At 71.3% G+C, this 21,682-nt stretch carries 18 protein-coding genes; 7 read left to right on the top strand and 11 right to left on the bottom strand.

Annotated elements, in window-relative coordinates; translation table 11 throughout:
• Window positions 1-178 precede the first annotated feature (178 nt).
• On the top strand, window positions 179-1,237 hold the full coding sequence (locus QP089_RS23170) for a LysR family transcriptional regulator (RefSeq protein ID WP_285913856.1): 1,059 nt from the start codon (window positions 179-181) through the stop codon (window positions 1,235-1,237).
• 93 nt (window positions 1,238-1,330) lie between these two features.
• Here QP089_RS23170 and QP089_RS23165 read toward each other — a convergent pair whose 3' ends face one another.
• The 5 genes from QP089_RS23165 to QP089_RS23145 all read right to left on the bottom strand — a co-directional run bounded on the left by QP089_RS23165 (window position 1,331) and on the right by QP089_RS23145 (window position 7,407).
• On the bottom strand, window positions 1,331-4,177 hold the full coding sequence (locus tag QP089_RS23165) for an AfsR/SARP family transcriptional regulator (protein WP_285913855.1): 2,847 nt from the start codon (window positions 4,175-4,177) through the stop codon (window positions 1,331-1,333).
• A gap of 350 nt (window positions 4,178-4,527) precedes the next feature.
• The gene (locus tag QP089_RS23160) at window positions 4,528-4,863 is read right to left on the bottom strand and encodes a hypothetical protein (protein ID WP_285913854.1); all 336 of its coding nucleotides are present in this window, start codon (window positions 4,861-4,863) and stop codon (window positions 4,528-4,530) included.
• Window positions 4,864-5,502: 639 nt separating this feature from the next.
• Window positions 5,503-5,880, bottom strand: a complete 378-nt coding sequence (locus tag QP089_RS23155; protein WP_285913853.1) for a hypothetical protein — start codon at window positions 5,878-5,880, stop codon at window positions 5,503-5,505.
• Window positions 5,881-5,906: 26 nt separating this feature from the next.
• Window positions 5,907-6,551, bottom strand: coding sequence for an NADPH-dependent F420 reductase (locus QP089_RS23150; protein WP_285913852.1), 645 nt, complete (start codon window positions 6,549-6,551; stop codon window positions 5,907-5,909).
• Window positions 6,552-6,597: 46 nt separating this feature from the next.
• The gene (locus tag QP089_RS23145) at window positions 6,598-7,407 is read right to left on the bottom strand and encodes an inositol monophosphatase family protein (protein ID WP_285913851.1); all 810 of its coding nucleotides are present in this window, start codon (window positions 7,405-7,407) and stop codon (window positions 6,598-6,600) included.
• A gap of 125 nt (window positions 7,408-7,532) precedes the next feature.
• Between QP089_RS23145 and QP089_RS23140 the strand changes: the two genes are divergently transcribed.
• The gene (locus QP089_RS23140; RefSeq protein WP_285913850.1) at window positions 7,533-8,447 is read left to right on the top strand and encodes a LysR family transcriptional regulator; all 915 of its coding nucleotides are present in this window, start codon (window positions 7,533-7,535) and stop codon (window positions 8,445-8,447) included.
• Window positions 8,448-8,777: 330 nt separating this feature from the next.
• Here the strand turns inward: QP089_RS23140 and QP089_RS23135 are convergent, their stop codons facing one another.
• The 5 genes from QP089_RS23135 to QP089_RS49040 form a co-directional block, all read right to left on the bottom strand.
• The gene (locus QP089_RS23135) at window positions 8,778-9,371 is read right to left on the bottom strand and encodes a sensor histidine kinase (RefSeq protein WP_285913849.1); all 594 of its coding nucleotides are present in this window, start codon (window positions 9,369-9,371) and stop codon (window positions 8,778-8,780) included.
• Window positions 9,372-9,512: 141 nt separating this feature from the next.
• Window positions 9,513-10,091, bottom strand: coding sequence for a YceI family protein (locus QP089_RS23130; protein WP_285913848.1), 579 nt, complete (start codon window positions 10,089-10,091; stop codon window positions 9,513-9,515).
• Between the two features lie 53 nt (window positions 10,092-10,144).
• Window positions 10,145-10,462: an SRPBCC family protein gene (locus tag QP089_RS23125; protein WP_285913847.1), complete on the bottom strand. Its 318-nt coding sequence runs from the start codon at window positions 10,460-10,462 to the stop codon at window positions 10,145-10,147.
• Between the two features lie 22 nt (window positions 10,463-10,484).
• Window positions 10,485-10,889, bottom strand: coding sequence for a DUF6069 family protein (locus QP089_RS23120; RefSeq protein WP_285913846.1), 405 nt, complete (start codon window positions 10,887-10,889; stop codon window positions 10,485-10,487).
• Window positions 10,890-11,100: 211 nt separating this feature from the next.
• Window positions 11,101-11,436: a helix-turn-helix domain-containing protein gene (locus tag QP089_RS49040; protein ID WP_446474077.1), complete on the bottom strand. Its 336-nt coding sequence runs from the start codon at window positions 11,434-11,436 to the stop codon at window positions 11,101-11,103.
• 144 nt (window positions 11,437-11,580) lie between these two features.
• On the opposite strand from QP089_RS49040, the gene QP089_RS23115 reads away from it, so the two are divergent.
• From QP089_RS23115 to QP089_RS23095, 5 genes are all read left to right on the top strand, one after another.
• Window positions 11,581-13,305, top strand: coding sequence for an MFS transporter (locus QP089_RS23115; RefSeq protein ID WP_285913845.1), 1,725 nt, complete (start codon window positions 11,581-11,583; stop codon window positions 13,303-13,305).
• 57 nt (window positions 13,306-13,362) lie between these two features.
• Window positions 13,363-13,692, top strand: a complete 330-nt coding sequence (locus QP089_RS23110) for a YciI family protein (protein ID WP_285913844.1) — start codon at window positions 13,363-13,365, stop codon at window positions 13,690-13,692.
• Window positions 13,693-14,438: 746 nt separating this feature from the next.
• Window positions 14,439-16,286 carry a chloride channel protein gene (locus QP089_RS23105; RefSeq protein ID WP_285913843.1) on the top strand — a complete coding sequence of 616 codons (1,848 nt, stop codon included), beginning with the start codon at window positions 14,439-14,441 and terminating at the stop codon, window positions 16,284-16,286.
• 117 nt (window positions 16,287-16,403) lie between these two features.
• Window positions 16,404-17,372 carry an ATP-binding cassette domain-containing protein gene (locus tag QP089_RS23100; protein ID WP_285913842.1) on the top strand — a complete coding sequence of 323 codons (969 nt, stop codon included), beginning with the start codon at window positions 16,404-16,406 and terminating at the stop codon, window positions 17,370-17,372.
• A complete protein-coding gene (locus QP089_RS23095) occupies window positions 17,369-18,181 on the top strand; it encodes an ABC transporter permease (RefSeq protein WP_285913841.1) in 813 nt (270 codons plus the stop codon). Before QP089_RS23100 ends, QP089_RS23095 begins: the two co-directional genes overlap by 4 nt.
• Here QP089_RS23095 and QP089_RS23090 read toward each other — a convergent pair.
• Window positions 18,163-21,261: an ATP-binding protein gene (locus QP089_RS23090; RefSeq protein ID WP_285913840.1), complete on the bottom strand. Its 3,099-nt coding sequence runs from the start codon at window positions 21,259-21,261 to the stop codon at window positions 18,163-18,165. The genes QP089_RS23095 and QP089_RS23090 overlap by 19 nt on opposite strands.
• Window positions 21,262-21,682: the final 421 nt, after the last annotated feature.

The raw sequence follows: 21,682 nt of genomic DNA, 5'->3' as shown, positions 1-21,682 counted from the left end.
GGCTGTTAGGCGGCCCTGGGAGCGTGGTTGAACGCACCGCCCGCCCCGGACCGGTCAGCCGGTCCGGGCGCAGTCGCCCAGCGGAGGGACGGATCACCCGAGCACGCGCTGGCGCAAACGCGCTCTGAAGGGGAGGACGGCCCTGTAGCGGCGCGTCGCGCCTGTTGAGGAGGCCACCATGGAACTGCGTGAGGTCGAGGCGTTTCTCGTGGTGGCCGACGAGCTGAACTTCGGCCGGGCGGCCGACCGGCTCCGATGCAGCGCAGGCCGGGTGAGCCAGCTGATCCGCAGCCTCGAGTCCAAGGTGGGCGGCGCCCTCTTCGAACGCTCGAGCCGGCGGGTGCGGCTCACCCCACTCGGTGAGCGGTTCCGCGCCGGAACGAGCGACGCATACGGGCAGTTGCTGGAGACGATGAAGGAAACGCAACTCGCCGCCCGGAGCATCGGGGAGCGGTTGCGACTGGGGTACGCGTCGACCATCGGCGGTGAGCTCCCCATCCGGCTCGCTGAAATCTTCGAAGCCCGACATCCCGACTGCACGGTGGTGCTCAACGTCGTCCGGACCGATCCGGAGACGCCACTGGAGGAGAACGACATGGTCCTGTGCTGGTCTCCCGCTGGTGACGGTCGTGACCTCAGAAGGCCGGGCCTGACGGTCGGGCCGGTCCTGCGGTGTGTCCCCCGCGCCCTGCTCGTCCCGGCCGGGCACCCGCTGACGCGCGAGTCGGCGGTGCGCCTGGACGACCTCCTCGGCTACGAGATGCTCCGTCTTCCCGGCACCGTACCGGCCCATCTCCGCGACCTGTGGACGCCGAGGTTCACCCGCTCCGGGCAGCCGCTGAAGCACACGGCGAACGACATGGCGGCGCTCCTCGGCCGTCCGCACCCGTACCCTGAAGACATCCTCACGCTGGTGGCCCGCGGCCATGGCCTGCACTGCACGGTCGCCACGTACCTGGAGCGCTTCCCGTTCCCCGGGCTCGCCCTGGTCACGATCGAGGATCTGGCACCGGCTGCCGCCGTTCTGGTCTGGCGAACCCCCACGGAGAACTCTACGATCCGGGCCTTCGCCAACACTGCGGCTTTCGATGCCGGTGACCGCAGGTGGTCCAAGGGAGCGCCAGCAGGAACCGGGAGGAACGGCGGTCACGCCGCTTCGCCTCCTCCCCGGCGAAACCAGCGGTCAGAGCGAGCGACGGCCCACTGCAGGGTTCGTCCGGCGGGTGACGCGCGCTGAAGTGCCGATCTCCACGGCAGAGGGCAGGCCATGCGTGGGCGCCGCGCTGTTCTCACGCGCACCGCCGTGGACATGCCCGGTTGTCCCGCACCATCAACGCGCACCGTCTGCCGGCGCTTCATGGGAAGCGCCCTCGATCTGCTCGATGAGGTCGCCGACGGAGCGAGCCTGAGGAAAGGCCAGCTCTGCGAAGATCGAGCGGGCCTCGCGCAGTTGGGGAAGGGCTTGGGCCGACCCAGCCGTAGCCAGCAAGGCCTTGCCCAGTCCGTAGCGCGCTTCGGCCTCCGCCTCCCGGTCGCCGGTCCGGGTGCCGTCTGCCAGGGCCTGCCGGAAGCGGTCGAGGGCGACGCCGGTTTCCCCGAGTTGCAGGTGCGCCTCGGCGGCCCAGATGAGCGCGGTCACCCGATGGTGCGTGGCAGGCAGGTCGCCGAACAGTTCGATGGCCCTTTCGCAGACGGTGGCGGCATCCTTCGGCCGTTCCAGTTTCAGCAGGACGCCGGCGGTGTTGGCCCGCGCCAGCGCCTCTTCAGCCCGGAGCCGGTGCGCGTGTGCAAGCGACGCGGCGGAGGCGTACAGCTCGATCGCGGCGGCCTCGGCCCCCATCTCCTCGTAGGTCGCGGCCAGATTGATCATTGCGCATGCCTGCGACCGCGGGGCGTCCAAACGCCGGGCCAGCGCGATTGCCTTCTCGCCGAGTTCGGTCGCCTCGTCGAATCGCCCGCAGCGGGCGTGGCCGCGCGCCAGGCGGCGCAGCATGCGCTGCTCGGCGCCAGCGTCGCCGAGCTGGCGCGCTGCCGCCAGGCCGAGCGTGTGGAGCTCGATCCAGTCCTGCCGGTGCATGCGCATGAGCTGGTGGATCCACAGGGCGTCGACAAGCTGCCACGTGCGCTCGTCCCGGCCGAGGCGGAAGGCGAGTTCGGCGACCGCGCGGCAGTTGGCGCGCTCGGCGTCCAACCAGGTCAGCCCCTCGTAACCGCTGAAGTGCGGCCGCTGCGCGGGCGGATGCCGGATGCGGCGGGGCGGCGGCGGGGTATCGGCCTCCAGCGGCCGGCTCGCAGCGTCGGCGGTCGCCAGATAGTAGTCGATCATGCGGTCGATCGCCGCCCCGCGCTCGGACGTGCTGTCGGTGGTGTCGGCGAGCTGGCGCGCGTACAGCCGGACGAGATCGTGCATGGCGTAGCGGCCGTAGCAGATCTCCTGGAGCAGATGGGCGTCGGTGAGCCGCCGAAGTCCGGTGCGCGTCTCGGCGGGATCGGTACCGGCGATGGCGGCCGCCGCGGCCACGGTACAGTCCGTCCCCGGATGCAGGCTGAGCAGGCGCAGCAACCGGGCGATGCGGCCGGGCAGCGGACGGTAGCTGAGGTTCAGGGTCGCCCGGACGGCGCTGTCGTCGCCCTCTACGGCCAGAGCGCCGAGCCGCTGTTCCTCGTCGCTCAGCTCCTCGACGAGATCGCCGAGGGGGCGGCCGGGGTGCTGTTGCAGGCGGGCCGCGGCGATGCGCAGCACCAGCGGCAGCCCGCCGCACAGCTCGACCAGCGCCCGGGTCGCTCTCGGATCGGCCGTGGTGTGCTCCCTGCCGACCAGCCTCTCCAGCAGCCGCGCGCCCTCGCCGGGCGGCATCGCGTCCAGCAGAAGCTGCCGCGCACCCTCGCGGGCCACCAGCCCGTCGAGACGGCGGCGGCTGGTGATCAGCACCAGGCATGCCGGTTCTCCGGGAAGCAGCGGCCTCACCTGCTCCGACGAGCGCGCGTTGTCCAGGACGATCAGAAGCCTCTTCCCCGCGACCCGCGACCGGAAGGCCGCGGCCAGCTCGTCGGCTTCAGTCGGGATGTGCTCGCCGGGGGCGCCAAGGGCCCTCAGGAAGCGCTGGAGCACTTCGCACGGCTGCAGCGGATCAGCCTCCTCGAAGCCGCGCAGATTGACGAACAGCTGGCCATCCGGGAAGTCCTGCTTCAACCGGTGGGCGAGATGGACGACCAGGGCGCTCTTGCCGACGCCCGCCATTCCGGCCACGGCGACGATCGCGGTGCCGTCGCGTGAGGCGATCAGCTCGCGCAGCCTACCCAGTTGCTCCTGGCGGCCGGTGAACGCCGCCACGTCGTAGGGCAGCTGGGTCGGCGCCGGCCACGGATCCGCACCGGCCATACCGCCCTGCGTGCGGGGCGCCACCGGAGTGACCCGGGATGCCGCCAGCAAGGACGGCGCGGGCACTGCGTCAGCGAGGACCGCCGCGTGCAGCTCTCTCAGTTCTTCGCCCGGATCCAGGCCGAGTTCCCGGCGCAGCAGCACGGCGGTGTCGCGGTACACCTCGAGCGCCTCGGCCCGGCGACCGGACCGGTACAGGGCGAGCATCAGCTGGGCGCGAGCGCGCTCGCGCAGCGGATGCGCCGCCACGAGCGCGGTGAGTCCCGAGACGGCGCCCCGATGATTCCCCAGCGCCACCTCCAGGTCATAACACTGCACCGCCGCCTCCACGCAGCGTTCGGTCAGCGGCGCGATCTCCTCGCGGTGCCGCGTGGCCGACGGCACGTCTGGAAGGATCGGCCCGCGCCACAACCCGACCGCCTCCCGCAGCAGTGCCAGCGCCGTGTCCGGCTCGGTGTCGCCCAGCGCACCGGCCTGTGCCACCAGGTCGTCGAACATCAGCAGGTCAACCGCTTCCTTCGGTGGGTCGAGGACGTAGCCGTCCGGGCGAGTCTCGATCCGTACGGCGTCGCCGAGCGTGCGGCGCAGCCGCCCGACATGGACGTGCGTCGCGGCACGCGCCGTGTCCGGGGGTGCCTCGTCCCACAGCAGGTCGACCAGCCGCTCCACCGGGACGGGGCGTCCGGCGCGAAGCAGAAGGCAGGCGAGGACCGTCCGCTGCCGCGGTGAGCCGATCGGCAGGATCCGGTCTCCCCGCGCCACCTCGAGCGAGCCGAGTACCCGGTAGCTGATCACGCCTTGCATTGAACCCCTTTTGCATCTCAAATGGACGACCTAGTTGAGACGGCTTTGCAGCCCGGCAGGCTCCAGAGGATGTGCAGCACCTGGTCGCCAACCGTCTGCGCCGAGTCGCGAGCCGTTCCGGTATGGACGGCATGCCCGAACGGCGATGTGCCCCATCGGTCGCCGGATGCGATCGGAGTGCTAAGGCAGGATCTCCACGTGTCCGTTCGTCCCGTCCACGCGGATCCGCTGCCCGTCCCGGATCGATTGGGTGGCGTGCTCGTCCCCCACGACCCCGCGCCCTCTACCGCGCCATGATCCGCATCACCCGTCCCGCCTCCCCCTGAATCGTCGAGGACTGTTCAGCTGCGGTGCTCGGCGTGGCGGCGAGCACTGCGCCAGCGTTGGTCGGCGATTACGACCAGAACCAGGCCGAAGACGACCCGGGCGGTGAGGGTGACAATGGGCTGCAGGTCTCCGATGCCGTCGAAGTAGGCGTTGGCGCGTAGGAGACTGCCGGCGGCGCCGGGCGGGAGCAACTGTCCGATCGTCGCCCAGGTCTCGAGCAGCCAGTGTGGACCGGTGGACAGGCCGGACAGCGGGTTGCCCAGGAACATGGCAACACCTCCTCCGAGGCCGATGCCGGCGGATCCGGTCAAGGACTCAAGACCGAGAAAAATCGGCGAGAGCACCGCCATGCCCAGGGACAGGCCGAGTGAGAAGTGAGCAGGGTGTCGCCGTCGAGGGAACCGGTGGCGTACCGCAGAAGGCTCCGACGGCAAAGCCGGCCAGCAACGCGAATCCGACGGCTCCGACCAGGCGGGTGCGCAGGTTGCGGTGACCTGGGTAGAGGCGGACCAGGACAAGGGCAGGGGTTGTATCGCCGCCTCGACGACCCCACTACCAGCGCCGCCGACCTCGTCGGCCGCATCGCCGCCGCACGCGCCGGCGACCCCGCCCCCGCAGCCGCCCCGGCCCCAGCATGTTGTGCAGGGACGGGTTGTGATCGCCGGGGCTCTCCGCCGAGGTCTCCGCGACGATCCATCGGCAGCCCTCGGTTGCAGCTGCTTGGAGGCGGGCAGCCGCAGCGCGGACCGGGCTCCGCGGCCGCGTGCGTGCGGGAGGGTGGCCCCGGCGAACATGTGGGCGCACTCGCCGTTGAGGAAGACGCTTCCGACCGCGACGATCCGCTCGTCGGCCCAGACCGCGTACTGCCGCCAGTTCGCCTTTCCTATGAAGGACGCGGCCATCTCGATCATCTCGGGTGCGGTGAACCCGAAGGTGGTCATCATGACGGTGGCCCACTCGTGGGCTTGTCAGGCCTCGACGACGCCGACTCACCAGCCCGGGTCCAACACGGAAAGGCCGACGGTCGTGGACACCGTTTCGGTGTCGCGACTGAGCTTGGTGTAGCGGCTGCCTTCGGTGAGGCCCAGTTTCGAGACTACGGCGGCCCAGTCGGCCGGCAGCACCGAGGGCGCAAACATGAGCGAGCCTCGTGCCACCCCTTGCTCCCGGTAGAAGTCGCACACCGGGGTCAGGTCGTCGGCGGTGATCGGACGGCCGCCGGCGCCGAAGCCGCCTGCCCGGTTGAAGAAGTGGCTCGAATCCTCACGGATGGCCAGCGCCTGCATCGGTCCGACGTACAACGCGTCAAGCCCCAGGGCCTCCTGCACGGTTGTCGGGGCGCTGGTCGCGAAGTCGGTATAGGCCATGATCTCGGTCAGCTTTGACGGAGGGGTCAGCGGGCGAGGGAGACGGCGAAGGGGGTGAAGCCGTTGCGGCGCAGGATGTGGGGGACGATGAGGATCATGGCTTCGGTGGCGCGGGCGGTGGTGATACCGCCGAGGTCTTCGATCCAGGCGGGCTGCCAGCCGAGGTCGCCGAGAAGCCCGGTGACGGTCTTCTTCGCCTGCTCGTCGTTGCCGGAGAGGTAGGCGGTGGGCGGGGTGGTCAGGGACCCGGGGGCGGTCATGACCATGAACAGCATGGTGTTGAGGGTCTTGACGACGTGGGTGTCAGGCAGGGCGGCCTGGAGTTGTTCGGCGAGGCTGCTGCCGGGGTAGCACAGGTCGCCGGGCAGCCCGTCGGCGGCGTCGTGAGTGGCGTTGGAGACGTCGATGAGGATCTTGTCTGCGAGTTCGGGACGCAGGGCGGTGAGCCGTTCCAGGGTGCTGCCGCCGGGGGTGGCGTTGATCACGATGTCCGCGGTGCGGGCGGTGGTGGAGTGATCGGCATAGCGGATGGCGGTTCCCTTCGCGGGCGGCACGCCCGTCTCGCCGCCGTTCTGACGGCGGCCGAGGGTGACGTGGTGTCCCGCGGCGGTGAGGGCGCGGGCGAGGTTGGTGCCGACGCGGCCGGCGCCCAGGATGCCGATGCTGGTCATGAGGTGATGCTCCTTGCGGTCTGGGAGGGGGTGGTCCGGGGGGCTGTCAGATCGAGGCCAGGACGTCGAGCGCGGCGGTGTGGATGCGGGGGGCGGCGGCCAGGAAGTCGCGGCTGGCCGCACTCCAGGGCTCGCCGTCCAGGTCGGTGACGGTCCCTCCGGCCTCGGTGACCAGCAGGGCGCCGGCGACGAGGCCGGAGCGGACGTCGGAGAACTGCCAGAAGGCGTCCATGCGTCCGGCGGCGACGTGGATGAGCTGCAGCGTGGCCGGGACCGACACACGCACGACGAGGCCGGCGGTGAGCATGGCGGTGACCGATGCGCCGATCCGGCCGAAGGTGTCGGTGCTCTCGCCCGGCCGGGCCTGTCCGGTGCCGACCAGGGCGGCGCGCAGGTCGCTCTTGGCCGACACGGTCAGCGGACGGCCGTTGAGGTGGGCGCCGCCACCGGCGGTAGCGGTGTAGGTGTCGCCGGTCAGCGGAAGGTGAACGACCGTGAGGGCCGACTGGTTGTCGCGCACCAGGGTGGCGGTGACGGCCCAGTCGGGCATGCCGTGGACGTGGTTGATGTTGCCCTCGGCCGGGTCGACGACCCACCACTCCCCCGCCGGGAGCGCCCCGCCTGCCAACTCGTCCTCCGCCCACTGCGAACCAGGCCTCGCCTTCAGCAGCGGCTCGCGCATGACGGCGAGGACCGCGTCGTCATTCGCGTGGATCTCACCGACGACCTCCTCCAGGCTCACGCCCCGGGCATGGGTCGTGTAGCGCTCCCGCAGGGTGCGCCCGGCGGCCTCCACAACATCGGTCACCTCGGACACAAGCGCGGCGTCTTGGCCAGAAGGCATGGCTGTGCTCATGGCGTACTCCTTGGATTCGTCAGAAACGGGGCGGTGCTGGGCTCTTCCCTGGGCCCCGCACCTCGAAGGTAGAGGCCCCAACCATTAACAACAAGTGCATGGTTTTCACTCGTACAGTTACTCTCATGCAACTGGATTTGAACCTGCTCACCGCCCTGGACGCCCTGCTGGAAGAAGGCAGCGTGGCCGGAGCCGCAGCCCGCCTCCACGTCACCGCACCCGCGATGAGCCGCTCGCTGGGCCGCATCCGCAAAGCCACCGGCGACCAGATCCTCGTCCGCACCGGACGCCACATGACCCCAACCACCCACGCGCTGGCCATACGCACCCAGGTCCACGCCCTCGTACAGCAGGCCCACCAGTTGCTGTCCCCTCAGACAGAACTCGACCTGGCGACCCTGGAACGGGTGTTCACCGTCCGCTGGCACGACGCCCTCACCACCACGTGCGGGACCGACCTGATCGCCGCAGTGCTCCGCCAGGCCCCCGGGGTGCAACTCCGCCTCACCGCCGAACCGGGCGACGACACCCCCGAGCTGCGCCGCGGCGCGGTAGACCTCGCCTCAAGCGCGGGCCCACCATCCCAGCCCGACATCCGCCACCGCCTCATCGGCCATGACCGGCTCGTCCTCGCCGTCCGCCCAGGCCACCCGCTCACCGGACAGCCCGTAACCGCCGAAAGATACGCGGCGGCCGATCACCTCACCGTCTCCCGACGCGGGCGCCTGCACGACCGGATCGACGACGCCCTGGCCTCGCAGGGCCACGAGCGCCGCGTCATCGCCTCCGCCCCCACCACAGTCAACGCATTGCAACTCGCCCGCGACACCGGCCTCGTGGTCACCCTCCCCGACGCGGCCACCCGCTCCATCCGCCACCAGTTCGGCCTGACCACCCTGCCGCTGCCGCTCGAAATGCCCGACGTACCCCTCTGCCTGCTCTGGCACCAACGCCACGACAACGACCCCGCCCACACCTGGCTGCGCGAAACAGCCACCCGAACCCTCCAGGCCCTGTTCACCCCGCCACCCACGCCCTAACCGGTAGCGGGCCTGGCAGTCACACCCGGTGGACTTGTCACCCGTACCGGACCTGGCGGTTCGATCACCGCCTCCTGGCTCACACCGGGACGCCGTCGTCATCCTCGTCCAGTTCGGTTGTGTCCGGGACCACACCTCGCGCCTTCATGACGTGGGCGGCGGTCTTTTCCGCGGTGCGGTGGGCGACCTCGGGGAGGCGCCGTCCGCCTGCTCAGGCGACAGGTCACCAGCAGCACGCCCGGTGGCCCCCTCCACCATTACCGGACAGCCTGTGGTTGCCGAAGCCGTCCGAACACTTCGCTGGTTTGCGCGGGCTCGGGGTCATCTCGCTCAGTTCTCGGCGGGTTCGATGGAAGCCGCGAGGACGCCGTTCAAGGGCTCGGACGGGCGCGCTCCTGGCGCCGGTCGATTCGGCCGGCCGAGGCGCTGTCCCTCCTGCGCGGGGGGCTTCGCCGGCTTCGCCGCGCCAGCTGCCCGGGCCTCCGAGCCGCTGGCGGCCACCAGTGCTCCCGGGATCAGCACGGCTGCCGTCGTTCCTCCATATGGCGACGGCTCGAGTTCCACCCCGATCTCGTGTCGCCGCGCCAGCCGGGCGACGACGAACAGGCCGAGCCGTTCGGTGTCGGCGAGATCGAACTCCGTGCCGCAGGAAAGCCGCCGGTTCAACTCGGCCCTTTCCAGCGGGTGCAGCCCGGCGCCGCGGTCGACCACCTCGATCGCCAGTCCCTGGGAGACGGTGGCGAACGTGATGGTCACCTCCGCGGTGGGCGGGGAGAACGCCGCCGCGTTCTCGATCAGCTCGGCCAGCAGGTGGACCACGTCCGCGGCCACCGCGCCGTCGACCGCATCCGGTGAGGAACCGGTCACCCGGACCCGGGCGTAATCCTCGACTTCCGCTACCGCCGCCTGGACCACGTCCTCCACATGGACGGGATGGTCCCAGGCGCGGATGGTCGGGGCCCCGGCGAGAATGACCAGCCCTTCGACGTGCCGGCGTCGGCCAGCGGGCCGGATTCGAAGGCCTCATCGTTGTCGCCGCTCCGGGTCCCTTCGTGAATCGGCGTCTCAGGAGGTCTGGAACGCCTGGACGTCCAGCGCGATGTCGACCTTGTCCGCAATGATGATCTTTGTGCCGTCGGCGACCAGGCCGAAGGTGATGCCGAAGTCGCGGCGGCTGACGGTCGTCTGAGCGGAAAAGCCGATTCGTGGTTCGCCCTGGAGGCCGGTCGGGTCCGAGCCGAGGAAATCGACCTCCAGGTCCACCGGCCGGGTGACATCACGGATTGTCAGTTCACCTGAGAGCACCCAGGAGCCGGCCGCCCGGCGCAGTGTGCGGCTGTCGAATCTCATCTGCGGGTACCGCTCGACGTCGAAGAAGTCAGCCGAGCGCAGGTGGTCATCGCGCATCTGGTTGCCGGTGTTGAGCGAGGCGGTCCCGATCACGGCGGTGACGCTCGAGCGTGCGGGGTCGGGGTCGGTGACGATCTGTCCGCTGACATCGTTGAACGTTCCGCGCACCCGGCTCATCAGGTGGCGCGCCGAGAAGCTCACCGTGGTGTGGGCGGGGTCGATGGTCCAGGTGCCGGGGGCCCAGCCCTCAGGCGTCTGCGAGCCGGCGGCGCTGGTGTCGTCGGTGGTGTTCATGGGGTTCTCCCGTTCGTTGCTGGTCTGGCGTCGGTGCGGAGGTGTCCGGGCCTTCAGGTCCGGGACATCGGTGCGGCAGATCCGGCCGGCTGGGCCAGGTGGTGCAGTGAGTTGATGAGATGATCGGGGCCGAACGGCGGGAACCGGATGCCGTACTCGCGGATGTACTGCGGCACCGCCGAGCAGTCGTGGGTGAGCGTGGCCTCGGTCCGGGACGGGCCGAGCGGCGTCAGGTCGTATCCCCAGATCCCGCCATCGGTCGCGGCCTTGGTCGTCGGGTCCGCCGGCACCGCGAACACTCGCGCGGCGGGCGCGGCGGGCGCAGCGGGCACGGGGAAGGTCAGGGTGGCGCTTACGTTCTCGTGGCTCATGGTGTGCACGTCCCCTGCCATCTCAGGCGGCCAGGCGGCGGGTGATGGCCGGGATCACGATCGCGGCGGCGACCAGGTGCGTCAGTATCAGCAGCGCTTTCGTGGCCGCGGACGCGTCCGCGAGCACATCCGGTACCAGGGACAGCGCGGTGAGCACGATCGTGGTGCGGACGAACGCCTTGCGTGGACGGCGCGCCCAGTGGGCCAGTGCCAGGGCGAGCACCAGGCCCACCACGGAGAAGACGGCGGTCAACGTGGCGAACCCCGACACCGGGATCGGCGCGCCGCCGACAGCGACGCTGATCCCGGCGGACTTGCCCACTGCGGCGATGGCCGCGGTCGTCACGGCGGCCAGCGCCGCGGCGGTCAGGCCACCGGCGATCAGGGCCTTCACAGAGACGGGAGCCGTGGTGGTGGCGATGGACATCGTGAGCCTCCGGTGTGCGGCGACCGGCTCCTTGCCGGCCTCTCACCTTGGCTACGAACGAACTCGACGCCATTCGACATCGTCGCGGAAAAAAAATATGAAGATGGACAGCGGCGTTGGACGGCGTCCAGACAGGGCCTGGACGCAGGAGTGCAGCGACACGACGAACGTCGGTTGCCCCCGCGCCCTGGCCGCCTAACGACTAGCCGTTTCAACAACCGGACATCCCAGGGCGCCGGGTACGGCTGCCCGTTGAGATCGCTCGCCTCCGGCGACGGCATCCGGCGCGCCCGCAGCCGGCACTGCGGACCAGGGCGGCATTGTGGCCGTCCCCGCGGTACTCGCGCAGCAGCGTCGTCGCATGCCAGAGCCTGGTCACCGGCTCCTCGGGAACCTCGAGCGCCCGGAGCCCGGCGTACAGTACTCGGCCCTCGGTCGGCGCACTGACCGCTGCCCGGATGGCCAGGTCGGCGACCCGCGCCACAGCGGGGAAGTCGGCGAGCTCCCCGATCAGCTGCCGTAGCTGGCCGTCCTGGGCTACAACCACCGCTACACCGCTGCGGACCGATCTGCCGTCACCCAGAGATCTGGTAGGTCACGTATTCACCACCGGTTCGAAAAAAGGCCCGGGTGGCGGTGTCGGATCGGGCCAGAGGTGTTCGTAGCAGGAGTGAGTGGCCGCCTATGAGGGGTGGCCTCCCGCGCCGACGACGAACAGGACCAGATCATGTCCACGGTGAATACCAGGCTCGGAGCCGGGCGACGGGAATGGGTGGGACTGGCCGTGCTCGGCTTGCCCACATTCCTGGTCACGATGGATTTCTCCGTGCTGTACCTGGCCGTCCCGCACCTGACCGCCGACCTCGCACCGAGCGGCATCCAGCAGCTGTGGATCCTGGACATCTACGGCTTCCTGATCGCGGGCTTCCTGGTCACCATGGGCACCATCGGTGACCGGATCGGCCGCAAGAAGCTGTTGCTCATCGGCGCCGCCGTGTTCGGCATCGCCTCGGTGGCGGCGGCGTTCTCCACAAGCCCGGCGATGCTCATCGCCAGCCGCGCGCTGCTCGGCGTGGCGGGCGCGGCGGTGATGCCGTCGGTGCTGGCCCTGGTCACCGGGATGTTCAACGACCCGAAGCAGCGCGGCCGCGCCCTGGCGATCTATCTGACCTGCTTCATGGCCGGGCTGACGCTTGGCCCGCTCGTCGGTGGCGTGCTGCTGGCGCATTTCTGGTGGGGATCGGTGTTCCTGGTGTCCGTGCCGGGGATCGTGCTGCTGCTGGTTTTCGGTCCTTTCCTGCTCCCCGACCAGAAGGCGCCGCAGGCGGGCGGGCTCGACCCGGTCAGCGTCGTGCTGTCCCTCGCGGCGATCCTGCCGACCATCTACGGACTCAAGGAGCTGGCTCGCCACGGCTGGCAGTGGCTCCCCGCCGTGGCGCTGGTCGTCGGGATCGCAGCGGGGGTGGTGTTCGTCCGGCGGCAGCAACGCCTGGAGCACCCCCTGCTCGACCTGCGCCTGTTCGGCAACCGCACGTTCAGTTCCGCGCTGACCCTGATGTTGGTGACCAGCGTGGCCGGCACCGGCACCCTCCTACTCGTCACGCTGTACCTGCAGAACGTCACCGGCCTCACTCCGCTGGCGGCCGGTCTGCTCCTGGTGGTGCCCAACGTGCTGTTGATCATCGGCAACCTGGGCACTCCACTGCTGGCGGACCACATCCGTCCGGCGTACCTGATCGCAGGCGGGCTGCTGGTCGCGGGTGCCGGCTATCTGATCTTCACGCTGGCCGACTCGACGTCCGGCCCTGCGATGATCGTCATCGCGATGTGCGTCGTCATGCTCGGCACCGGGCCGCTGGCCGCGCTGTGCAACCACCTGGCCATGGGGGCCGTGCCGCCGGACAAGGCCGGCTCCGGGGCGTCGATCGTGCAGACGACCAACGAGTTCGGGCTCGGGCTCGGCATCGCCACGCTCGCCATGCTCGGGACCGCGGTGTACCGCAGCAACGTTGAGGGCGCGCTCGGCGATATGCCGCCCGATGCGGCGGACGCCGCCCGGGAAAGCATCGACCGTGCGGTCGCCGCTGCCGGTCACCTGCCGGCAGAGCAGGGCGGCGAACTGCTGGCCGCGGCCCGCGACGCGTTCACCTCCGGAGTGCACGTGGTGGGCATCGTCAGCGCCGTCTTCTACGCCGGCCTGGCCGTACTCGCCCTGCAGGCGTTCAAGCACGTGCGAAACTCACACGGCGGCGAACACGACACCACGAAGAACGACGAGAAGACCGACCCGGAGCCCGATGCCACGTCGGCCACCAAGGACGAAGCCCGCCGCGGCTGCGTGACGACGACCATGCACCAGAAAGCCCTCGACGCACGCCCGGGAAACGGTGTCGGATCAGGCCAGAAGTGTTCGTAGCAAGGTGAGTGGCCGTCCACGAGGGGCGCCGCCCCAACCCTAGGAGAGGGTCTTCAGATGCAGTTCCTGGTTTCCGTGATCGACGACGAGTCCAGCTCCCCCACCCCTGCCGAACTGGCGGCCACCGGCGCGTTCAACGACCGCCTCCAAGCCGCGGGCCACTGGGTCTTCGCCGGCGGCCTCGCGGCGCCCGGCACGGCCACCGTCATCGACAACCGGGGCGAGCAGCCGGTGTTCAGCGACGGGCCCTTCCTGGAGTCCAAGGAATACCTCGGCGGGTTCTGGGTCATCGAGGCCCCCGACCTAGACGTGGCGCTCAAGCTCGCCGCCGAGGGGTCCAAGCACTGCAACCGGCGGGTCGAGGTGCGGCCGTTCCAGGACGTGTGAGCTCGTGGTCGACGTCCGTAAGACGGCCGCCGAGGCGTTCGCGACCGCCGTGCAGCGGTGGCCGGCCGACCGCGTACCGCCCAACCCTGGCGCCTGGCTGACCACCACCGCCAACCGCGAGGCCATCGCCGGATCCGGCGCGAGAACAAGCGCGACGAAGCACAAGGAGGCCCGATGGTGCCACCGGTGTGTCCAATGGCCTCGCCTCCAAGCATCCCGCCTTGGTCGCTCCTCATCGTGCTAAGCGCCGTCGGCTTGCTTCCATGGCCGAGCCGCCGCACCGCTTGGGCGACCGCCCGGCGTTCGCCCGATATGCCCGAACGGGTGACCTGGGCGCTCGTCCACGCCCTGGTAGGCAGGGGGCCCAGCAGGTCGAGGATGACCGCCTCCGCGGGTGGCTGCTATCGGTGAACGGCTTGTCGAGGCGGGCGGCGGGGATGGAGCGGTCGCCGCGACGGGCGGGCCTGCGGCGCGGAAGCCGCCGGGCGGGGTCGGTGGCCAGGACCTCGTTGCGCTGCGCCCAGGTGGTGAAGGAGGCCGGCGCGGACAGGTGCCGGTTCCAGGTGGCGGCGGCCGCGGTGTTCCAGCGGTCCATCACCGCGGCGAAGTACGTTTCTACCCCTCACCTGCAGCAAGGGCGCCGATTGCGCTCCGTGCCGGCCCGCTTCCGCCTGGAGATGTCATTCGCGACGAAAGTGTTGCATACTGCAATGGTTTTGGGACGAACAGGGAGGGACGACTCAACAGTGGGCAACCCGGCCGACCGTCGTGAGATACCCGTCGAGACAGGCGCCCGCCTCGTCACGCGGCTCCGTGAGACGCAGGGCGGTCTCGTCGTCCTGGCACTGCTGGTGGGCTGCGGGGCAGGGCTGGGCGCGGTCGTGTTCCGCAAGCTCATCGTGGCGTTCACCCATCTGTTCACCGGACACGCGGACTATTCGTCCGCCGGCAACTGGGCGAATCCGCACCTGCCGTGGCTCGGGCCGTTCTTCGTCCTGATCGTCCCCGTAGTGGCCGGGCTGGTCTACGGACCGCTGGTGCACCGGTTCGCCCCCGAGGCCCGTGGGCACGGCGTCCCCGAGGTCATGTTCGCCGTCGCGCAGCGCGGCGGCCGCATCGGCGCCCAGGTCGCCATCGTCAAGTCCCTGGCGTCGGCCCTGACGATCGGGTCGGGCGGCTCGGTCGGACGCGAGGGCCCCATCGTGCAGATCGGCGCGGCGCTCGGTTCCACGCTCGGCCGGCTCGCCCGCCTGAGCGAGAACCGGCTGCGGATCCTGGTCGCCTGCGGCGCCGCCGGCGGCATCGCCGCCACCTTCAACGCACCGATGGCCGGAGTGTTCTTCGCGATGGAGCTGATCCTGCGCGACTACACCGTCGAGTCGTTCGGCGTCGTGGTGCTCTCCAGCGTCACCGCCAGCGTCATCGGCCGCGCCATCCTCGGTTCGGCACCGTTCATGTCACCGCCCCATTTCGAGGTCTCCCATCCCGTCGAGTACGCGCTGTTCGCACTGCTCGGCCTGCTCGGCGCGCTGGCCGGTGTCGGCTTCACCCGCGTCCTGTATCTCGTCGAGGACCTGTGCGACTGGGCCTGGCGCGGCCCCGAATGGCTCCGCCCCGCCGCCGGCGGCCTGCTTCTCGGGCTGTTGCTGCTGGCGGTCCCCCAGATGTACGGAGTCGGGTATCCGGTGCTGCAGAACGCCGTCAACGGCCAGTACGCCGTCGCGTTCCTGCTCGTGCTGCTGGTGGCGAAGATCGCCGCCACCAGCCTGACGATCGGGATCGGCGGCTCCGGCGGGGTGTTCGCTCCCAGCCTGTTCATGGGCGCCATGCTCGGCAGCGCCTTCGGCGCCGTCGCCCACCACGCCGCCCCGTCCCTGACCACCTCGCCGGGCGCCTACGCCCTGGTCGGCATGGGAGCGGTCTTCGCCGGCGCCGCCCGCGCGCCGATCACCGCTGTCGTGATCTTGTTCGAGCTCACCGGCGAGTACTCCATCATCCTGCCGATGATGACCGCCATCGTCGTCGCCGCCCTCATCAGCAGGCATCTGACACCCGACACCATCTACACCCTCAAGCTTCGCCGCCGCGGCATCGACCTGGACGCACCACCTGTGGACCCGCGCATGACAGCCCCGGTCGCGACCGTCATGGCCCCGGTCCCCGAACCCCTGCCCGCCACGCTGACCATCGCGAACGCCTCTCAACGCCTGGCCCTGTCCGCCCACGGTGCCCTGCCCGTCATCGACGACCAAGGCGCCTACCAGGGACTGGTCACGGCACGAGCCGCGGCCGAGGCCCTGGCCGGTCCCGAGACCCGCGGCACCGAGAGCGGCCATACGGCAACCGTCGGCGCGCTGGCCGAGATGCCCGCCCCGCTCACCGCCGACATGCCCCTCGCCGACGCCCTCCACCACCTGACCACCACCGACGGAACCGGGCTGCCCGTCCTCGACACCGAACGCTCCGCCCTGGTCGGCTGGGTCACCCACCAGGCGGTCCTCCGCACCCTCCACGCACCAAAGGTCGTCACCATCAGGCACCCGGCGCGAACGGCGACGATGCCACCAAAGGAACCATCCGGAGTCCACGTGTAGGCCTGACCTTGTCACTGATGCGCCGCGCCGGGCCGCGCGGTTTGCCCGACAGCCGGCTGCTCACGTGATCTGACCGCTGTGAGCGATCTGTGAGCGGCCTGCGGCACCGTCGCCGGTATGGATGACGCGATCCGGGCCGAGGGCCTGGTCAAGAGATTCGGGAAGACGATCGCGCTGGACGGTGTGGAGCTGGCCGCTCCTCCGGGGAGCGTCCTTGGCCTGCTGGGGCCGAACGGCGCGGGGAAGACGACGGCGGTGCGGGTCCTTGCGACGCTCCTGCGGCCCGATTCGGGACGGGCCGAAGTGCGGGGGCTGGACGTGGTGCGCGACGCCGCGAGGGTGCGACGGCTCATCGGCCTGACCGGGCAGTACGCGTCCGTGGACGAGGACCTGACCGGCGCCGAGAACCTGGTGCTGATCGGGCGGCTGCTCGACCTGCGCAAGGCCGAGGCGCGCGCCCGCGCCGCCGAACTGCTGGAACGGTTCTGCCTGACCGAGGACGCGGGAAGGAAGGTGTCGACGTACTCGGGCGGGATGCGGCGCCGGCTCGATCTGGCCGCCAGCATGATCGCCCGACCTGCGGTGATCTTCCTGGACGAGCCGACGACCGGCCTTGATCCGGGCCGCCGGGAGGAGGCGTGGCGGCTGATCCGGTCGATGACGGCCGACGGCGGGACCGTCCTGCTGACCACGCAGTACCTGGAGGAGGCGGACGCGCTCGCCGACGCGATCACGGTGATCGACCACGGCCGGGTGGTCGCGGCGGGGACGCCCGCGGAGCTGAAGCGGATCGCGGGCGGGCAGACCCTCACCGTCCGGCCGCGCGATCCCGGGCGGCTGGCGGAGGCCGCGGCGGTCCTGGGCGCGGTGACCGGCCGCGACGCCGAGTCGCCCGGCCGGGGCGTGCTCATCGCTCCGGTCGTGGGCGAGGGCGGGGACCGCGTGCTCGCCGAGACCGTCGCTCGCCTGGGCGCCGCGGGGATCTCCGTCACCGAGCTGTCGCTGCGGCTGCCCAGCCTGGACGAGGTCTTCTTCACCCTGACCGGCCACCGCACCGGCGACACGAGCGAAGGAGAGGCGGCATGACGGCGACCGTCGAGACCACGGGGACGATCGCCGCGCCGGCGAGACGGCCGTACGGGCTCGTCCGGCACAGCCTGCTGCTCGCGGGCCGCAGCCTGACCAAGAACCGGCGGAACCCGGGGCTCCTCAGCGACGCGCTGTTCGTACCGATCGTCTTCCTGCTGCTGTTCGTGTACTTGTTCGGCGGCGCGGTGTCGGGTTCGACGCACCGGTACCTGCAGTACATCTTCCCGGGCGTGCTCGTGATGACGACCATCCTGGTCGGGATGCTGGCGACCGGGCTGAGCATCAACACCGACATCAAGAAGGGGGTGTTCGACCGGTTCCGCAGCCTGCCGATCGGCCGGGCCGCGCCGCTCGCCGGCTCGGTGCTGGGCGACCTGATCCGCTACGCCGTCGCCGTGGTGGTGCTGTTCGCCACCGGATACCTGCTGGGCTTCCGCGTCGAGACCGGGCCGCTGCGGGCGCTCGGCGCAGCGGCGCTTGCGGTGACGCTCGGGTTCTGCATGAGCTGGATCACCGTGCTGATCGGCGTGCTGATCCGGGAGGAGGTCATCGTGCAGTCGGTGGCGTTCCTGGGCATCTTCCCGCTGGCCTTCGGGACGAGCATGGTCGTGCCGACCCGCACACTGCCCGGCTGGCTGCGGGCGTGGGTGAAGGTGAACCCGGTGAGCCACGCCGTGGACGCCTGCCGCGGCCTGCTGGTCGGCGGGCCGGTCGCGCATCAGGCGATGCTGACGCTGGTGTGGTCGGCGGCGTTCCTGGTGGTGTTCGCGCCGCTGGCGGTGGCGGCCTACCGGCGGCACAGCTGACCGTCCAGGAGGGTGAGCGCGTCCGTGACCTTGAGGGCGGCGCCCTTGGTGTAGGCGTCCCGGTAGACGCGCTCCCCCAGGGCGCGCCGCAGCTGCCGGGACGCCTGGACGACATCGGGGTTGAACGCGTCGGGCACGCCGCGTAGGACCGATGCCGCACCGAGGGTCTCGGCCGCCGTCTCGGGCGCCGACGCAACGCCCAGCCGCGCGACCGCGATGCCGACGACCGCGGCGATCGGCAGATCGGGCGCGTCCAGGGCCAGAGCGAGGGCCGTGCGGAGACGGCCGCGAGCCGCGCCCAGGTCACCCGCAGAGATCGCCAAATGCGCCATCGCGGTCTCCAGGAGCGCACCGAACTGCGGGTAGGAGGGGATGCGGCCGAGGTGCCGCGCGGCGGCTGCGTAGTGGTTGCGGGCCTGATCCGCATCGCCGTCCTGCCGCGCGAGGTCGCCGAGAGCGAGGTGTGCGGGGACCAGATGCCGGACCGGCGTCGCCGCACCGGGAGCGATCATCGCGGCGAGTTCGTCCCGGGCCCGCCGGACGTCACCGGAGCGGGCCCGCGCCACCGCGAGCATCACGCGCTGCATCCCCGCGCCGCTCTCCTGCCCCAGTTCGCGCAGCAGCGCGACGGACTCCTCCAGTTCGGCGATCGCCGCCTCGAAGTCGCCCGCGGCCGTCCGCGCCTCCGCGGAGAACATCAGCGCCAGCGCCAGCCCGGCCCGCTCACCGGACTGCCGGAAGGCGGCTTGAGCCGCGGCGATGTCATGCGCGGCCTCGTCCATCGCGCCGCGGTTGCCGTTCAGCATCGCCCGTACCAGGTGCAGCGCGGCACGCGCCCAGAGGTCCCGCTCGGCGGCCAGGCGGCGGTCGACGGCCGCGAGACCGCGGACGGGGTCGTCGTCGAGCAGCGCGGCGGACGGTTCGGCCAGCGCGGCGAGCGGATGCGCGGCGCCCGCCACCCGCCCGGACCACCCCAGCAGAGGATCATCGCGCGCGTCACCGCCCGACAGGACGGTGTTGAACGCGTACCCGCCCAGCGCGACCGCGACGGCCTCTTCGGATACGCCATCGCCGGGAGCGGTGCCCTCCCGCCGCGCTTCGAGCGCCGGGCGCAACCGGCGCGCCGCCTCGGCGTGGTCGCCCTCGATCATCCAGAACGAGGCGAGGGCCGCCCCCAGGCGGACGGCGGACGCGGCGTCGCCCGACTCGACCGCCCACGTCAGAGCCGCGGGCAGGTTGTCGCACTCGTCGGCGAGCGCCTCGATCCAGGGAAGCTGACCGGCGCCGCGCAGGTGCGGTTCCGCGCGTTCGGCCAGGTCGAGGAAGCAGGCCAGGTGAGCCGCCTTCGCCGCGCCGGTCTCCCCCGCTGCCGCCAGCCGCTCCAGCCCGTACTCGCGGATCGTCTCCAGCATCCGGAACCGGGGCCGCGGACCGTCGATCACCTGGAGCAGTGACCGGTCCGCCAGCGCGTCCAGGGCTTCGAGGGCGTCCGCGCGTCCGCCGACCCGTGCCGCACCGTCCGGGGTGATCGCGCCGGGGAACACCGACAACCGCGCGGCGAACCGGCGCTCCGGCCCGTCCAGCAGGTCCCAGCTCCAGGCGACGACGGCGCGCAGCGTCCGATGCCGCGGCAGGGCCGTGCGGGCACCGCCGCCCAGCAGGGCGAACCGGTCGTCCAGCCGCGCGGCGAGCTGTTCGCCGGGCATCGCGCGGAGCCGCGCCGCGGCCAGCTCGATCGCCAGCGGCAACCCGTCCAGGCGGTGGCAGATCTCGCTGACCACGGCCGTGTTCTCAGCGCCGACCTCGAAGCCCGGCCGGACCGCCGCCGCCCGGTCACCGAACAACCGCACCGACTCCGCCGTGTCCAGCGGCGGGACCGTGCACAGTGCCTCCCCGCACAGCCCGAGCCGTTCCCGGCTGGTCGCGAGGACCCGCAGGCCGGGGCACCGGCCGAGCAGGTCGTCGGCGAGCCGGGCGGCGGCCGCCACCACGTGCTCGCAGTTGTCCAGGACGATCAGCGTCTCGTCCGGCGACAGGGCGTCGACCAGCAGCTCCGTCGCGCTGCGCCGGCCCGCACCGTCGCGCAGGCCGAGCGCACGGGCGACCGCGCGCGGCACCTCGGCGGGACCGGCGACCGCCGCCAGCTCCACCAGCCAGACACCGCCGGGAAACCGCCCGGCCAGTTCCGCCGCGACGGTCGTCGCCAGCCGCGTCTTGCCCGCGCCGCCCGGCCCGACGAGGGTGACCAGCCGCCCCTCCCAGAGCCGCCGCCCGATCCAGGCGCGCTCGTCCTCCCGCCCGACGAAGCTGGTGGACGGGGCGCGCAGGTTCCCGTACGGCCGCTCCGGCGGGGACGACCTCAGCACGGCGAGGTAGGCCTCCCGCGACTCGGGCCCAGGGTCGGTGCCCAGTTCCTCGCCCAGCACCTCCCGGAACCGCTCGTACACCGCGAGCGCCTCGGCGGGTCGTCCCGCGCGGTGCAGGGCCCGGACGGCCAGCGCCCGGGTCCGCTCGCGCAGCGGATGCCGTGCCGCCAGCTCCTCCAGTTCTGCGACAAGCCCCGACGGATCGGTTCCGGCGGCGAGATCCGCGGCGACCCGGTCCTCCGTCGCCGAGAGCCGCAACTCCTCCAGCCGGACGGCTGCGGCGTCGGCGAACGGCAGGCCCGCCGCGTCCGCCAGCGCGTCGCCTCGCCACAGCTCCAAGGCCTCACGCAGGACGGCGGACGCACGGACGGCGTCGCCTTCCCGCAAGGCCCGGGCGCCATCGCGGGCCAGCCGCTCGAAGGACAGCGCATCCACCGCCTCGCTCGGGACGTCCAGCACATATCCCCCAGACAGCGACCGCAGCCGCCCCTCGGGCAGCACTCGCCGCAACCGCGAGACCAGCGCCTGCAACGCGTGCACACGGTCGGTTGGACCACCGTCCGGCCACACCGCCCGTACCAGCGAATCCACCGCGACCGCCCGGCCCGGCTCCAACGCCAACCTCACCACCAGCACCCGCAACCGGGCACCGCCCACCGCGACGTCCCGGCTCTGATCGGTGACCGACAACGGCCCGAGAATCGCGACGCGCATCCCCTCACTGTGCCACCGCAAGTTCAGCGAGGCACCCAGAGAAGCGGGCCAGGCGGCAGAGCCGTCACCCGTCCGACGCCGCAGTTCTACAAAGCGAGCGACAATGCTCGCCAGGTGCCGGCCGATCGGCCCTATCTCACCGTCGGCGGCGAACCGGGGTGCCGTCGCCACAAAGCACTCGCCTCATGTTCAGCTCGCGTGTCGAGCGCGGCGTTCTCCGAACGCGATCGGCAGCCGGCGCCCCCGCCAATGCAAGCGAGATCGCTCCTCGTGACTGCGGGTGTCACCTGCCGCAGGCGTCCGCTGCTTCGGACAGGGAGCCACGGGAGCCAGAGCAGGGAGCCAGCGTGCTCGAACACCTCACGATCTGCCGCGACCTCCTCAGTGCATCACTGCAGGTAGGAGGCCCTCGGTCGACTTC

It is taken from the genome of Actinomadura opuntiae (assembly GCF_030283205.1).
GTDB lineage: Bacteria > Actinomycetota > Actinomycetes > Streptosporangiales > Streptosporangiaceae > Spirillospora.
This window is presented reverse-complemented; position numbering and strand designations above follow the sequence as displayed.